We start from the raw sequence: 14,847 nt of genomic DNA on the forward strand, positions 1-14,847 counted from the left end.
AAATTCGATGATGACTGCACTAGTCCAGCTCAAGCTTGCACCAAAACAGCTCGCTAAAATGATAAGCAAGGTTTAATTTTTAGTAATTATTGAATTTAACGACTGCTATAAGTTGGCATACAACTTGTACCTTCAATTGTATACAAAATGGAGGACCATTATGCCTACAGTGGCAACTAAGTTTAAAGAAAGCGCCCGGCTCATTAACCCCGACCTAGCCCCTACCCAACAAAAACAATGGGGTTGGTATAGTATCTTTGCGTTTTGGATGTCCGATGTTCACTCAGTTGGCGGCTACGTTTTTGCGGCTAGCCTGTTCGCCTTGGGGCTCGCCAGTTGGCAGGTATTCTGCTGTTTGATTGCCGGGATCATGATTGTGTTATATTTTGCAAACTTAATGGGCAAACCAGGACAAAAGGCTGGCGTACCATTTCCAGTGGTTTGTCGCATGTCTTTTGGGGTGTTGGGAGCCAATATACCTGCCGTAATCCGCGGATTGATTGCAGTGGTTTGGTACGGCATACAAACCTTTCTCGCCTCCAGTGTATTTATCGTTTTAGTATTGTACTTTAAGCCTGAATACCAAGTTTATACCCAGGGGGGGATTTTGGGCTTATCCCCGCTGGGCTGGTTTGGCTTCCTGTTTATGTGGGTGGTTCAAGCTTTAGTCTTCATGTTTGGCATGGGCGCAATTAAAAAGCTCATTGACTGGTCGGGACCCGCCATTTATCTTGCAATGGCATTATTGACCGCCTTTATGGTCTACAAGGCTGGTTGGTCAAACATCGATTTAAATCTAAGCGAGCAACGCCTTAACGGCTGGCAAGCCCTCAACCAGATGCTGGTTGCCACAGCTCTCGTGGCCGGCTATTTCGCAGGACCAAGCTTAAATTTCAGTGATTTTTCCCGTTACTGCAAATCTTACAAAGAGTTGAAAATAGGTAATATTTTAGGTTTACCCCTCAACTTTATTCTGTTCTCATTTTTCAGTGTAATTATCGTGGCAACTTCAATTCCGGTGTTTGGAGAAATGATTACCGATCCAATCGAAACCGTGAGCCGTCTCAATTCAGGACTGGTGATTATCTTAGGCGCTCTCACCTTTATTCTCGCCACTGTTGGCATCAATATTGTGGCTAACTTCGTCGCGCCCGCGTTTGATTTTTCAAATGTAGCCCCCAATAAAATTAGTTTTAAAACGGGGGGATTTTTGGCCGCTTTTGGCTCTGTACTGATCACGCCTTGGAATTTATTCAACAACCCCGAGATGATCCACTATACGGTGGATATCTTAGCGGCCATGATCGGTCCGATCTACGGGATTGTCATCGTTGACTATTTTAAAGTAAAACAGCAACAAATCGACCTAGTGTCTCTCTATACCTTAGATCCTAAAGGTCGCTACTGGTATCAAAGTGGTATCAATCCAAAGGCGCTATATGCCTTGATTCCGGCAACATTCGCCGCCTTAATCTCTTCCTTTATTATTATCGAAATGGCGAACTTCGCACTATTCATTGGTGGTATTTTCGCCTCAGTTATCTATTACGGTCTAATGAAACCAGAATGGCAAAGCAGCAGCCATAAACCACAATATGCATCGCTTGATGAAGTCTAAGCACAAACCAAGCGTTATTCGTCAGTCCCCAGCCAATCCTTGGCTGGGTCTTACATTTTCCTCAAATGAAGTGCGAACACTAAGCCCAAATTTGGGTTCAGCCATAGTGAATCCAGTTCACACAAATAAAAGCTTTAGGCAGCCTATTCAACTGGCTTAGCATAAGTTGTCAATACAGACTACAGTTAAGCACTTACCCTGCTGGCTCGGATGAAACCATGGCTGCTTATTTAATTGGTCAAATAAAAGTTAAAGATCCTCAACGATGGAAGCGCTATGTAGCGGGCGTGGATATCAGCCTAGAACCATTTAAAGCCAAGCTACTCATGCGTGGAGAACAACATCAAGTGCTCGCCGGCAACAACAGTTTCGAGTTCGCGGTGGTGATTAAGTTTGAACAAGTCACAGAGCTAGAGCGCTGGTTTCAATCAGAAGCTTATCAGGCACTCATCCCCCTACGAGAACAGGCTGCCGATGTCTCAATTATTAGCTATAAAAGCAGCGACACCGAACCACAAGCGGAGTAATTTAAGCAAACATATCCGATAGAGATGCAATATCGTCTGACTTTTTCGCTAGATCATTGCTACTCGCCTTTAGCTCTTTTGCATGCTGTTTGGTTTCTTGGCTTAATTGGCTGATTTTTGAAACATTTTCAGAAATATTAGCGCTAACAACAGACTGCTGTTCAGCGGCCACCGAAATTGATGTAGAAATATCACACACTTCGTTCATCATGTTTGAGATATCAGCGACTAACTGTGAGCTTAAGTTAGCCGTATTTAAACACTGCTCTGCTTGCTCTCGGCTCGACTTCATTCGAGCCCCCCAACTTGCCAAACTCAGCTGCATTTTTTCCACCGATGTTTCGATTAACCCCGTCGCTTCGTGAGTTCGCGTTGACAACGCTCTAACCTCATCAGCCACCACCGAAAATCCTCGCCCCATCTCACCGGCCCTTGCCGCTTCAATCGCTGCATTTAAGGCGAGTAGATTCGTTTGATCCGCAATACCCTGAATTTCGCCCATAACCCGAGCAATCTCCTCAGCATCATGTGTAAGCTCATTGGCTAAGTTTTCCGCCTGAGTTACATCCTGTGAAAGAGCTTGTACTTGTTCAGTGGTTTGACTCATATTGGATTGCGTTTGCAGACAATGATTCTGTGTTTCAGTGATTTTGTCATTGGCGGTCACGGTAGAATGACTAATCTCAGCGGCGGTCATCGACATTTGATGAATGGCTGCTGATAACTGTTCCAACTCCTGCGTTTCAACATCCACACTATGACTGGTCGTTAAAGAGATAGAAGCTAACTCTTTAGATAATAACTGCAAACGTTTGGTCGAATCAGCGGTTCTACCCAAAATCGTTTTAATTCTCGCTTCCAATAACCCGATATGAAAACGAGCGATATCGAAGGGTTTCGCGCCTTCATAAATGTAACGGCTAGGACTGTCAAAAGATGCTTTAAGTTCGTTTATCTGATTCGGGAGCTTCACCAAAACATCAAAGTTAATGGCAACTAACAATATCAATAGTAATGCTAAAAAACCAGCGGCAGCCATTCCCCATTCACTTACCGCACCGATGAAAGCAAACAGTAATACCAGCATTGTGGCTCCAATACGCATATTGGAACCTCGCCATACAGACTCAATGGCTTTTCCCTGATTTAACTTGTTATAGATCAGCTGGGCACGCTGTTTCAACTCTGGTTTAGCCGAAACCCGAACGGATTGGTAGCCAACATGACGCCCCCCTTCATAAAGTGGAGTCACATAAGCATCGACCCAATAATAACGACCATCCTTACAACGATTTTTCACCATTCCGCGCCACGCCTGACCTGCCTTCAGCTTAAGCCACAAATCAGCAAAAGCGGCTTTAGGCATATCGGGATGGCGTACAATATTATGATGTTGTCCCATCAGCTCATCTAAGGAATAACCTGCCACTTCACAAAAATCATCATTAGCGTAAGTAATATCCCCTTGTAAATCAGTCGTTGAAACGAGCTGCTGGCTGGTACTAAACAAGACTTCTTCATCAGTAATTTTCATTATTGAATTGCCAATAATCTTCATCGGTGATTTAAATATAAGTCAACTATCAATTATGTTAGGGAATTAAGAGTATATTTGTCATTAATTAGCGACTCCCAACACAGTTTTCTAAATCAGCATCGATTCCTTAACATATGAAGGTCTATGAAATCATCCACGTTTACCACAGCCAGTCACGCAACCCCCTCAGCATGCCTCGCGCCTATTCATTTTTCATAGTCGATGTGTATTCAGACAACTCTTTGATCAATAGGCTTTGATATACTCATTTCGAAATACAGCCATCGGCATAGTTCTTAACGTGGTGAAATAACTTTTACGGCACAGACTCATCTCACGACTATCAGCAGTCACTCAGTGGCTTGCTCATTGATACCGACCCATTACAATAATAATGGCAAACAACAGTCCGAAGGGTTTGGCTAAATCACAATAGAATCGATAACAACAAAACCAACAAAATAAACAGCTTAGTTTGTATCGGGATATATAAAACCTGTGTCAGATAAGCCGATGCTCTAGACTCACTTGTCGAGTAATAATGAACCATGCTGTTTCACATATTGCAGAAACGTTTCTGCAATAGGCGACATCGGACGAGAACGTCGTCGAACTAGATACCATTGAGTGACTATTGGTAAATTTTCAACATTGACAATACTCAAGCCTTCTAAGCCGCCATAACTCAAGGTGTGTTCCGATAATATGGACACCCCAAGTTCCGACATCACCGCATATTTTATAGCTTCATTACTCTCAATCGTCATTCGTACATTCAATTGGCAGTTCTGCTGCCTTAAAAAACCATGAATCGCATGGGCGGTGCCAGAACCGGGTTCGCGCATTAAAAAAGGGTAGCTGACAAATTGCTCCAGAGAGACTTGTGCTTGTTCTGTTAAAGGGTGATGTTCTGGGGCAATCGCCAATAAGCGATTCGGTAGAAAATCGATCAACTCTAAATCGGGATCTTCAGGGGGGTGACTAAATACATAAAAGTCATCTTCGTCAGCAAAACTTCGCGTGATAGTTTCAGCGCGATTTCCCACCTTAAATTTGATGTTGATATTGGGGTATTGCTCTGAAAAATCGCCGACTAAACGGGGGATAAAGTATTGTGCAGTGGTCACCACCGACAACGAAAGCACCCCACTATCTAAGCCTTTAAACTTATCGAGTTTAATCTCAAGATACTTAAACTGTTTAAGGATCTCGCGCGCAGATTCTACAAGCATATTGCCCACTTCAGTAAAATGTAGCCTTTTCCCCGAAGTGTAATAAAGCGACATGCCGATAGTCGTTGCTAATTTATTCAGCTGCATCGACACCGTCGGTTGAGTGAGATGTAAAATTTCCGCAGCACGAGTGATACTGCCTTGCTCATGCACCACAACCAACAACTCTAGTTGGCGTACAGTTCCCACTTGAGAATGCGAACGATAAGGATTGTTCATATAACAACTCATAGACTTTTATCTATGTATATTATAGTTAATATCTAATTTTATCTATTATGATTGAAGTAGATAATCCTTGTTCCTATATCAACAGGGCTTATTCAATGACTAAAACTCAACTCTTGTTTGGCTTAAGTATCGGCTTAATATTAAGCGCCATTGGGATCACAACTTGGCAACAACAACTCACCAGTGCCGCATTACTCATGGTGGGACTTGGCCTTTGTGCCCTCAACTTAATATCTTGGTCAATTGAGCTGATCAAACAAACCAAGCAAAATATTCACCGACAAGCGCCACATGCCCTGACTAGCTCAAACTTCAACGGGAATCCCTAAGCATGCAAATCGATGTTGTTGTCGGCTTCTTCGTTTTAGGGGCATTCGCCAAACTGATAAAAAGCGATTTAAAATTACCCTCGGGCTTGTATCAAAGCTGCTTGATTTTTTTACTACTTGCCATTGGCCTGAAAGGCGGTATGGCATTACATTCCAACAGTAGTTTAGAGATCCTGCCACAATCACTCGCGGTGATGATCTTTGGTGCGCTATTACCCTTACTCGCTTTTCCAATATTGTATTTTATTGCAGGTTGGTCACGCTTAGATGCTGCCGCCACAGCGGCTCATTATGGCTCAATTAGTGTTGGCACCTATGCCGTCGCAGTTGCCTATGCTCAATCATTGGGGCTCGCTTATGAAGCCTATTTACCCCTATTTGTGGCGCTACTCGAAGTGCCAGCGATTGTAGTTGGAATTTTACTCGCGCAAAACCAATTCAAGTGGAAAGAAATGCTGCCAGTGCTACGTGAAGCACTATTGAATAAGGGGGTCATACTGCTGTTAGGTGGGCTTGCAATCGGCGCTTGGGCGGGGCCTAGAACGGCATCTATCATGCCATTTTTTGGCGAACTGTTTCATGGGATGCTGGCCTTGTTCCTTCTGGAAATGGGTCGTGTGGCGGCCGAACGGATCCGTGATATTCGTAAACAAAGTGCCTTTCTAATTAGTTTTGGTATCGCGATGCCGGTGATCGGTGGCTTTTTAGGCGCCATGCTTGGTGCCGCGATAGGCCTTTCGGTAGGCGGTACATGTTTGCTAGCGGTGTTAGGTAGCAGTGCCTCTTATATCGCAGTGCCAGCAGCCCTCGCAGTGGCGCTACCCAAAGCGAAGGTGAGTGTCGCCCTTACTGCCTCACTGGCGATTACTTTTCCCTTCAATGTATTGGTAGGGATCCCTGTTTACTTCGCATTAATTCAGCATTGGTTTTAAGTGAAGAATAAAAAGAGATAACCACAACAGAGTCATTTGAAGCGAAAAGTTTTAATCGGCGCAGCGCCTTACAGAGCCTGCGCCTGACTCCGCACCGCGTGATTTATCCCTATCCACATAAACCAAATGGTTCCGCGTCCGATAGCCGGCACCTCTTCCTAAAATAACGACAAGCAACAAACTCTTTAACTCACCACGTATCGGCTCAGTTACGCCAAGCGGTAACAAAAATAAACCCAGCGCTTAGCCAAGCCAACTAGTTGTATTATAATCAATATTACTAAGCCGCTTCATTTTCTCATTAAAAATGAAGCGGTTCCCTCTACTCGTATTTCTCTAAGGTTAGCTTATTGCCAAATATTCAGTTAAAACAAGAAGACAAGATGGTGGTGAAAATTAACCACCAAATGGAAATGCACACCCATCGACGGGTTGATGTGTACCTGTCCCTTCCCAAAGAAATGGGGATTAGTGCCAAAACATTAAAAGAAAGCAATTATTTTACCAGCAACGTCATCAGCAAACACAGTTATTACAGCCCTGGCTTACATTTGCCTTTATTGCAAAGCCGTTTTGCCAGCATGAATAATTTGGCCATCGAAGAGTACCGCGTCAACTTAAATCTGTTTGCTTATCAATATGCAATTGCACTCGACGTCGATTTAAAGCTGTTGTTAAAAGAGCAAGACATCGAAAATTTCTACAATCTTGCGAATAGTCTGATGGAGCAGAGTAGTTCTCTGCTGAAAAAGTTTCGCCGTAGCACCCCCACCGGAGCAGCCCAACTGGCTCACTTCGAAAATGCCGACAATTACTTATCTTGGCATACCGAGCAAGTATTTATGAAACTCATCGCAACTCGCCCTCGCAATGGTGAATTCTCAGAGCAACTGAAGCTTATCTTAGATTATACGCGAAGCGAGAAAAACTATCGTACCGAGCGAGCCTATAACTCGACAGCAACGATTAAAGACCCCAACCGAATTGCCAATAAGATGCGTTTAATTCGCCGCCTAATTGAGTACGGCGTTGTGTTTAAAGAAAAGACCTATGCCCTTGGCAATACCAGCCGAAAATTTGTCACTGGATTGGCAACAGCCTTAATCATGGTGGTGGTATTAAGTTTAATCATCAAGACTCAGGGAGCCTTAAGTGGTTTAACGGCTTTAATGGTAGTTGTACTTGCCACCATTTATGGGGTGAGGGAGGTCTTTAAAGAAGACTTAAAAAATGCCCTGTGGCGATGGATTAGCAAAGGACGAGCAAAATGGTCTAGAGAACTACACGATAGCGCAAACAATACCTTGATTGCCAAGCAAAAAATTTGGCTCGATTATATTAGAACCAAACATTTACCAGTGCCAGTGGCCGATATACTCGCCCACCGCCATCGCCGTAATCGCCAAGCTGAAGAATTACTCCACTACCGGATAGAAAGCCGGGTGTTTGGCCGTAATTTTAGGGCTGGTTATAGCGCGATTAACGAATCCTTGTACTTCAATTTAAGACCCTTCGCTCGTTATTTGGAAGGAGGGCGAGGCGTCGTTTATCAAGAAGACAAGGGGAAAATATCCAAAGAATCCATCGAACGTCGTTATCAAATTAATCTGATATTGGCCATCGCCGATGGTGATCAAGAACCAATTTACCAACGCTATAAAATCACCTTAAATCGTAGCAAAATCGCTGATATTGAAGCGGCATGAAGGCTTTTCTTGCTCAGCCCGGTCGCGAACTAAATCAAATACCAATCTGACGAATGATATAATCGGCTTATTGCACAGAATAAATCTGCCGATAACGAGGAGTGAAGCGCAATAATTCATGGTTCTAGTCCCACGATTCAGAATGCAACTAGCGGTGATATCTAGGCCAGCAAGAGTAAACAGATAATTAGTGGGATTGATATAAGCCCAGATAGATCGACATTGATCGCAAACAATATCCAAGAGCAACGCTGCGGCTATCCATTCGAGGAAAGCCGCTCAAAATGTTCACAATAGGGCCTGCAAAGCTTACAGTTACCAGCTTAGCCCGCGGTAGTCGCTAAGCACCAACCGCCAAACAAGCACTCACTAATTGCGGAATCGACTGCTGCGCTAGCCCTGCAATATTGATCCGGCCACCACCCACAATGTAAATGCCATACTGTTCACGCAACTGTTCGGTTTGCTCAAAACTAAAACCAGTGAGCGAAAACATTCCTTGATGAGCACTTAAATAATCAAAGCGCTCACTGTTAGATTGTGTTCTAAACTCTTCGGCTAAGGCTTGGCGAAGGCCGCGCATTCGAACACTCATAACATTCAGTTCTTGTTGCCACAAATCTCGCAATTGCTCATCCCCTAAAATTTCGCTCACAATTGCAGCCCCCCAATTTGGTGGCATAGTGTAACTACGTCGAGCCAATTCAAATAATTTACCTCGCGCATTCATCGCTTGCTGTAAACTTTTCCCAACCACAATGGCTGCGCCAGTCCGCTCACGGTAAAGGCCAAAGTTTTTTGAATTAGAACAAGTCATGACTAATTCAGGTAAACTGTCAGCTAACAGTCGAAGCCCTGCGATATCTTCGTCGACCCCTTGACCAAAGCCCTGATAAGCCAAATCGATAAAAGGCAAAAATCCATGATTTAACGCCAACTGATTAATCTGCTGCCAAGCCGCATAAGAAATATCGGCACCAGTAGGATTATGACAGCACCCGTGGAGCAACAATACATCCTTAGGGCCTAGCTTCGCCACCTGTTCTAACATTGCGGCTTCATCAACCTGCTTAGTCTGCGGGTTAAAGTAAGGATAATAGGCGACCTTCAAACCTGCCGCTTCCATGATCGGTTGGTGATTCACATAACTAGGCGTTGATACCCACACCGTCGCATCAGGGCGAATACTGGCGATTAAATCGGCTAACAAACGCAAGCCACCACTGGCGCCCGGCGTTTGCATAGCAATAGAGCGAGCATGCGCAGCCGTATCGCCTAACAAGAGATCTAATATGGCTTGGTTATAACTTTGGTTTCCAGCTAAGCCCAGATAGGCTTGAGTGGTTTGCGCCGCTAACAAACGCTCCGAAGCCAAAGTGACCGCCTGCATCACAGGAGTAATGCCCTGCTCGTTACGGTAAACGCCAATACCTAAGTCGAGTTTATTAGGACGAGGATCCTGCTGGTAGGCAACGCCTAAAGATAAAATAGGATCGTCTTTGGCTTGGTCGATGGCTTCAAACATGGGGCTTCCTTTTAGTAAATGCCTTGAATAACAGCAAAAATGCTTCATCTATATATCAGACATCTGCACAACTGGCTAGAACGAATATACACCTTAGCTAAACTCACCTCATGATATGCTCAAAATAGCCCTTGATAAGACCAGCATCGAAGCCAAAACAAGCTTGGCCTATGCACTAAATCTGCATTCAATTGGTGATTCATATTGACCTGCTAGTTAAAATCATTTTCCTAGTACCGATATGGCTCCTCTGTAACCAGTCAATCATCCAGAGATAGCCATCAAACTCAATCGCCGAAAGTCAGACCGATAATGGTAAAAGCCTCCGCGAATTTGACAGCTCAGTAAGTTTGCAACTAAAGTTGCACACTCTCACTGCAGATCATCGTACTCGCTTGGTGTGTAGTGCTCATCATTTCAATAGATTTAAGGAACGTTCATGGCTAGAGCAAGTGCTCGTCACATTTTGGTTGATAGCGAACAACAGTGTTTAGAACTGAAACAGCAAATCGAGAATGGCGCAGCCTTCACCGAAATTGCAAAGCAACATTCGAGTTGCCCATCAGGCGCCAATGGCGGTGAACTCGGCGAGTTTGGCCAAGGCGACATGGTGCCAGAATTTGATCAGGTGGTATTTAACGAAGCGCTCAACACCGTTCATGGCCCAATCAAAACCCAATTTGGTTATCATCTGCTAGAAATAACCAGCCGCAGTTAAGTTCAAACGGTTCCATAAAGCCTTGGTGATTGCCAAGGCTTTTTTTAACCGCCGGAGTTGGTGCAGATTTACAGTGTTTAATGCTGTCTATACCACTCAACCATATATCACAGCTTATATTTAAGACATCGTGAGGCCAGCTTGACCCGCTGTCGTTGTTGCTCTCATTTGGCGTGCAGTTAATGGCTGATAATGAGTGGATAAAATCGTATCCACAAAATACCAATCTGCACTGGCGCTGGTTTGACTAAAAGTCACCGTTAAGAAACCACGATTATTAACATTCATATATTTTAAACCGTCAATTAAAGAAACCAGGCCCGCCTCAACATTCGGCACCGCAGCTTCATCAATGGCTAAATACTCTTCTAAGCCGGGAGAGCTCACCGATGAAGTGGCAAACTCGACTCCAACAACCGCTGAACTTGCGTCACTTAAATCGTTAGCCCAAGCATTATGTGTATCCCCGGCTAACACCACTAAATTTTTTGATTGCTGCTTAAAGAGTTGTAATATTGCTTCACGCTCATCAGCGTAGCCATCCCAAGCATCCAAGTTATAGGGAATATTCGGCAACTGTAACTGAGCGAGCACTTCAGTGGTCAATTTGTCAGCGTTAGCGGCTAAGTAAGACAATTCGTCGGCAGTTAAACTAGGATCGCCAGCGTTTGCACGTGCGGCCAGCTGAGCCAAAGCGCCCAATGAGGCATAGCTTTCAACCGACATTAAACCCAGTACGATCGCTGCCGGTAGGTGCATTTTCCCCATTAAGACTTGCTGACCTAATACCTGCCAGCGGGCACCACTAGCCGAGACGTTATCTTGCAACCATTGAAGCTGTTCACTACCAATCATGGTACGTGTTGGATCACTCAGGTCACTGGTCAGCGTGGTTTGATCCAAACTCCCGGTCGCAGCATCGAAGTAATCCGCGTAATCGAGTTGCTTGTCTCTTGCTAAGACCCGGGTATCTAACATATGTAAATCGACTAAATCACCAAAGCTAAAGCTTCGGTATATTTCCTGATAATTCCCTTCAGTCCACGGCCGGATCGGAAGCCATTCGAAATACGCTTGTAAGGCCCCCAGTTTACGCTCTTCAAAATCACCTTCGCCATCATTGTGATTTTCGGCCCCCTCACGCCAGGTATCATTCGCGACCTCATGATCATCCCAAACGCATATAAAAGGCACTTGTGCATGTAGTTTTTGTAGGCTTAAATCCGTGTGATATTGAGCATAGCGAGTACGGTAATCACTCAGTGTAAATAACTCTCCAACCGGCAATACTTGGCGATCGATTTGCTCTGCATTAGCACTGGCATAGCCGCCTCTCGGATATTCATAAATATAGTCCCCAAGGTGCAATACGGCATCTAAGTCTTGATGCTGCGCGGCCAAATCATAAACATTAAAATACCCCGCAGGATAGTTAGAGCAAGACATTACCGCCAGTTTAACCGAGCTTGGAGAACCTTGTACTAAGGTGCGGGTTTTCCCCACCGGCGATTGACGCCCTGCGCTAATAAAACGATAAAAATAGCGACTCCCAGCTTCTAAACCAATCACATCCACCTTGACCGTATAATCGCGAGATGCATTGGTTACCATTTGCCCATTGCTCACCAATTGAGTAAACGCCTCATCGCTGGCCACTTCCCAGGAAACGGTAATATCTCCCGCATACGCGGGCGTAACTCGAGTCCATAGGATCACCGCATCGGCCAGTGGATCACCACTTGCCACACCATGGGTAAACTCAACCGGTATTGCCGACTCTTGACTGCTACCACAGCCCATTAAACCATAAGAAATTACTGCTGCGCCTGCGCCTTTGGCAGACATGATTAAAAAATCACGACGAGAAAGTGAAGCTGTCATTACTACTCCATTAGCATTAAATAAATAGTGGTCAGATGACTAACAGCGCTTAGTGTGGGAGGTGAATATGACAACTTAATTAAGTACTATAAATAAATCTAAGTAATTATTTTTATCATTTAGAGTCCATGAATGAGCGATAATGGCCTATCGGTGCATGTTGCTTCGAAACCAAATCTGTAATCGCAGCGAAAACTCTAAAATAGAGCTTTCTAAGCAACGACTTTGCAACTTTCCCATCCAACATAAAGAGAATAAATTCAGCCGCAGCTTTCTTACTAGAGCGATCCTTGATGGATTTGGCACTGATCCCGCTGCACAACTGAATGCTGCTCAAGCAAGCGCCGAAATCATCATTAAGGGTCAAATGCACTTCGATAACAAGCGGCTCGAAGTTCGATGTCGCGCCTCCAATATTTGCTTTTTCAAAACCACAAAACGGTCTGCTTACCTTACCAGGGATCGTGTTTTCTAATCAATTTAAGATCGATCAAGGACTTATTCGATAACGCTAATACAGCTAAGCCTGCCCTGAGGGTTTGGAATAAAAGCAGTGCAATGATCAAACAAATTACTGGTATACTTATGCGATTAGTTTTAGCAACGAGACCAGTACATGTTAGACAATCTTAAAATCCCCGAAAACATAGAGCAGGAACCTGAACTCCCCATTCCTAGTATCGAAGAGCAGAAAAAAATTGTCGCAGAGTTAAAACGCTTAGAAGAAGCTGGTGAACTCACGCCGGAAATTCTCGAGGCCTACATGACCGGCAAACGTAAGCCTGAGTAATCTTCTTCGCTTCATAGGGATAAACAAATGCCATCCAATCGTTTATCCCTAAGCGTCAATCATTAAACAATGTACTCAGCCTGAATATATATCTTCCACATCCCCCCTTCATTGATTCTCTGTATCGATAATTCCACCAAGTAAACTCAGGCTAAAATCAACATTCAGTTCATATCATTCAACATGTCGCGACTCATGATTGCCGTTGAGCATTACCAAACAACTATTCCCTGTGAACATCAATCTATCCGCCGCAAAAATAGCTGACGTTTTACATTTCTTTACATAGCTTGACGTTTTACAAGATTGTATTCAGTAAACTTAAAGTGACGATATGTATTTGGGAACCACCATGAAAAAGCTTTATTATGCTGTAGCGCTATTGTTAATCGTTTTGTCAGCATTTTGGTTACAAGCCGAGCCTCAGCTCTGGTCCTATGACAACTTCTTTCAATATCGCTCGGCGCTGGTGCAATATAGTGGCATGCTCGCATTGGCGTTAATGACTCTAACGATGATCCTGGCTTTAAGGTTAGCCTTTGTAGAAAGGCTCACTCAGGGTTTAGATAAATCGTATCGCCTGCATAAATGGTTGGGCATAGCGGCCTTGGTGACCGGGATCTGCCACTGGTTATTGTCGATTATTCCACGATACTTAGTGAGCTGGGAAATTCTCAGTCGGCCAAGTCGCTCACATGGTCCACGCAACCCCGATTCCTTCTATGCCGTCATTCAACCGCTACGCCATACCGCCGAAGATATTGGTGAATGGGCTTTCTATGCCTTCGTTATTCTGGCGGCGATTGCCTTAATTAGCGCGATCCGTTACAACAAATTTAAACTATCCCACCGTTTGATGTCGCTCTGTTATTTGGCGATTGCGATGCATTCGCTCATATTAATTAAACACAGTTATTGGCCTTACCCAATCACCTATATTTGTATCGGTCTTGCTGTCTTAGGCTCTTTGGCCGCACTTTGGAGTTTATTGGGCTTGATCGGTAAGTCCCGTCAACATCAGGCGCGTATTACCAAACTTGATTTTGCTCCCGATAATCGAGTACTGGCGCTGCAACTTGCAGTCCCGTCCTGGCAAGGCCATCAGAGCGGACAGTTTGCCTTTTTACGTTTTGCCGGTGAGCCACCTCACCCCTTTACCATTGCATCCACCAGTAATAACAGTGGGCAACTGCGGTTCTTAATCAAAGAACTCGGCGATTTTACCTGCCGCCTGAAAGAGCGCTTAACAGTGGGCGATGAGCTTCGAGTCGAGGGTCCCTATGGCTATTTGGCATTTAAAAATCCGGCGCCTCAGCTTTGGATCGCCGGCGGCATTGGCATTGCCGCATTTGAAGCCATCTTGGAGGAACGTCAGTCCTGTAAAGATAGTCCAGATGCGATCCTTTATTATTGTACCAGCGCCCCCAATCAGGCCTTGATTGAGAACTTAATTGAACAAGCGCAACGCGCTCGGGTCGACCTGCGGATCATCAACCGCTGTAAACAGCAAGCAATATTGCCTGCGCGGCTCAGTGTCGCCCAACTTCAGGCAGAGGTGGGGGATCTATTCGCTCGTAAAACCTGGTTCTGCGGCCCCAGTGCTTTTTCCGGCGATCTGCGACGTGACTTCGCCGCCATCCACTATCCACTCAAACACTTCCACGAAGAACTTTTTGAAATGCGCTAAACCACGTCGCTCCCCACGTCGATGCCAAAGGGACCCGCCAGGGTCCCTTATGTCAACGCGCCAGATCTCTGGTCTGCAACGGCTTTACCCAAGTACCGAGGGCCAGCGCTTCGAGCTGCCCCTCACATCATAAG

At 44.8% G+C, this 14,847-nt stretch carries 12 protein-coding genes; 8 read left to right on the forward strand and 4 right to left on the reverse strand.

Annotation, left to right across the window (positions count from 1 at the left end; all coding sequences use genetic code 11):
* The first annotated feature begins 160 nt into the window (after positions 1 to 160).
* The gene (locus tag ACRRSX_RS17240) at positions 161 to 1,618 is read left to right on the forward strand and encodes an NCS1 family nucleobase:cation symporter-1 (RefSeq protein ID WP_432451984.1); all 1,458 of its coding nucleotides are present in this window, start codon (positions 161 to 163) and stop codon (positions 1,616 to 1,618) included.
* A gap of 218 nt (positions 1,619 to 1,836) precedes the next feature.
* Positions 1,837 to 2,145, forward strand: coding sequence for a DUF1330 domain-containing protein (locus ACRRSX_RS17245; RefSeq protein WP_432451983.1), 309 nt, complete (start codon positions 1,837 to 1,839; stop codon positions 2,143 to 2,145).
* Between the two features lies 1 nt (position 2,146).
* Here ACRRSX_RS17245 and ACRRSX_RS17250 read toward each other — a convergent pair whose 3' ends face one another.
* The gene (locus ACRRSX_RS17250) at positions 2,147 to 3,679 is read right to left on the reverse strand and encodes a methyl-accepting chemotaxis protein (RefSeq protein WP_432451982.1); all 1,533 of its coding nucleotides are present in this window, start codon (positions 3,677 to 3,679) and stop codon (positions 2,147 to 2,149) included.
* Between the two features lie 527 nt (positions 3,680 to 4,206).
* Complete coding sequence (locus tag ACRRSX_RS17255) at positions 4,207 to 5,133, reverse strand: LysR family transcriptional regulator (RefSeq protein WP_432451981.1); 927 nt, start codon at positions 5,131 to 5,133, stop codon at positions 4,207 to 4,209.
* Between the two features lie 107 nt (positions 5,134 to 5,240).
* On the opposite strand from ACRRSX_RS17255, the gene ACRRSX_RS17260 reads away from it, so the two are divergent.
* The 3 genes from ACRRSX_RS17260 (at position 5,241) to ACRRSX_RS17270 (ending at position 8,112) form a co-directional block, all read left to right on the forward strand.
* Positions 5,241 to 5,474 (forward strand): hypothetical protein, encoded by a 234-nt coding sequence (locus tag ACRRSX_RS17260; protein WP_432451980.1) that lies wholly within the window; start codon positions 5,241 to 5,243, stop codon positions 5,472 to 5,474.
* A 2-nt stretch (positions 5,475 to 5,476) separates the two neighbouring features.
* Positions 5,477 to 6,406, forward strand: a complete 930-nt coding sequence (locus tag ACRRSX_RS17265) for a sodium-dependent bicarbonate transport family permease (protein ID WP_432451979.1) — start codon at positions 5,477 to 5,479, stop codon at positions 6,404 to 6,406.
* 350 nt (positions 6,407 to 6,756) lie between these two features.
* Complete coding sequence (locus ACRRSX_RS17270) at positions 6,757 to 8,112, forward strand: hypothetical protein (protein ID WP_432451978.1); 1,356 nt, start codon at positions 6,757 to 6,759, stop codon at positions 8,110 to 8,112.
* 340 nt (positions 8,113 to 8,452) lie between these two features.
* On the opposite strand, the gene ACRRSX_RS17275 is transcribed toward ACRRSX_RS17270, so the two are convergent.
* Positions 8,453 to 9,637, reverse strand: coding sequence for an aromatic amino acid transaminase (locus tag ACRRSX_RS17275; RefSeq protein WP_432451977.1), 1,185 nt, complete (start codon positions 9,635 to 9,637; stop codon positions 8,453 to 8,455).
* Between the two features lie 439 nt (positions 9,638 to 10,076).
* Here ACRRSX_RS17275 and ACRRSX_RS17280 point away from each other — a divergent pair, with 439 nt between their 5' ends.
* Positions 10,077 to 10,355 carry a peptidylprolyl isomerase gene (locus ACRRSX_RS17280; protein WP_432451976.1) on the forward strand — a complete coding sequence of 93 codons (279 nt, stop codon included), beginning with the start codon at positions 10,077 to 10,079 and terminating at the stop codon, positions 10,353 to 10,355.
* Positions 10,356 to 10,475: 120 nt separating this feature from the next.
* Here the strand turns inward: ACRRSX_RS17280 and ACRRSX_RS17285 are convergent, their stop codons facing one another.
* Positions 10,476 to 12,236 (reverse strand): alkaline phosphatase D family protein, encoded by a 1,761-nt coding sequence (locus tag ACRRSX_RS17285; protein ID WP_432451975.1) that lies wholly within the window; start codon positions 12,234 to 12,236, stop codon positions 10,476 to 10,478.
* A 616-nt stretch (positions 12,237 to 12,852) separates the two neighbouring features.
* Between ACRRSX_RS17285 and ACRRSX_RS17290 the strand changes: the two genes are divergently transcribed.
* On the forward strand, positions 12,853 to 13,026 hold the full coding sequence (locus ACRRSX_RS17290) for an ATPase (RefSeq protein WP_432451974.1): 174 nt from the start codon (positions 12,853 to 12,855) through the stop codon (positions 13,024 to 13,026).
* A 352-nt stretch (positions 13,027 to 13,378) separates the two neighbouring features.
* Entirely contained in the window at positions 13,379 to 14,713 is a 1,335-nt protein-coding gene (locus tag ACRRSX_RS17295) for a ferredoxin reductase family protein (RefSeq protein ID WP_432451973.1), read from the forward strand.
* The last annotated feature ends 134 nt before the right edge of the window (positions 14,714 to 14,847 follow it).

The sequence above is a fragment of the Agarivorans sp. QJM3NY_30 genome, assembly GCF_050870855.2.
Classification (GTDB): Bacteria; Pseudomonadota; Gammaproteobacteria; order Enterobacterales; family Celerinatantimonadaceae; genus Agarivorans.

What these genes read in the sequence shown, in the direction of transcription:
- ACRRSX_RS17280 (WP_432451976.1), top strand. Translation starts at nt 10,077, where the DNA reads ATGGCTAGAGCAAGTGCTCGTCACATTTTGGTTGATAGCGAACAACAG.
- ACRRSX_RS17290 (WP_432451974.1), top strand. Translation starts at nt 12,853, where the DNA reads ATGTTAGACAATCTTAAAATCCCCGAAAACATAGAGCAGGAACCTGAA.
- ACRRSX_RS17260 (WP_432451980.1), top strand. Translation starts at nt 5,241, where the DNA reads ATGACTAAAACTCAACTCTTGTTTGGCTTAAGTATCGGCTTAATATTA.
- ACRRSX_RS17275 (WP_432451977.1), bottom strand. Translation starts at nt 9,637, where the DNA reads ATGTTTGAAGCCATCGACCAAGCCAAAGACGATCCTATTTTATCTTTA.
- ACRRSX_RS17285 (WP_432451975.1), bottom strand. Translation starts at nt 12,236, where the DNA reads ATGACAGCTTCACTTTCTCGTCGTGATTTTTTAATCATGTCTGCCAAA.
- ACRRSX_RS17265 (WP_432451979.1), top strand. Translation starts at nt 5,477, where the DNA reads ATGCAAATCGATGTTGTTGTCGGCTTCTTCGTTTTAGGGGCATTCGCC.
- ACRRSX_RS17250 (WP_432451982.1), bottom strand. Translation starts at nt 3,679, where the DNA reads ATGAAAATTACTGATGAAGAAGTCTTGTTTAGTACCAGCCAGCAGCTC.
- ACRRSX_RS17295 (WP_432451973.1), top strand. Translation starts at nt 13,379, where the DNA reads ATGAAAAAGCTTTATTATGCTGTAGCGCTATTGTTAATCGTTTTGTCA.
- ACRRSX_RS17245 (WP_432451983.1), top strand. Translation starts at nt 1,837, where the DNA reads ATGGCTGCTTATTTAATTGGTCAAATAAAAGTTAAAGATCCTCAACGA.
- ACRRSX_RS17255 (WP_432451981.1), bottom strand. Translation starts at nt 5,133, where the DNA reads ATGAACAATCCTTATCGTTCGCATTCTCAAGTGGGAACTGTACGCCAA.
- ACRRSX_RS17240 (WP_432451984.1), top strand. Translation starts at nt 161, where the DNA reads ATGCCTACAGTGGCAACTAAGTTTAAAGAAAGCGCCCGGCTCATTAAC.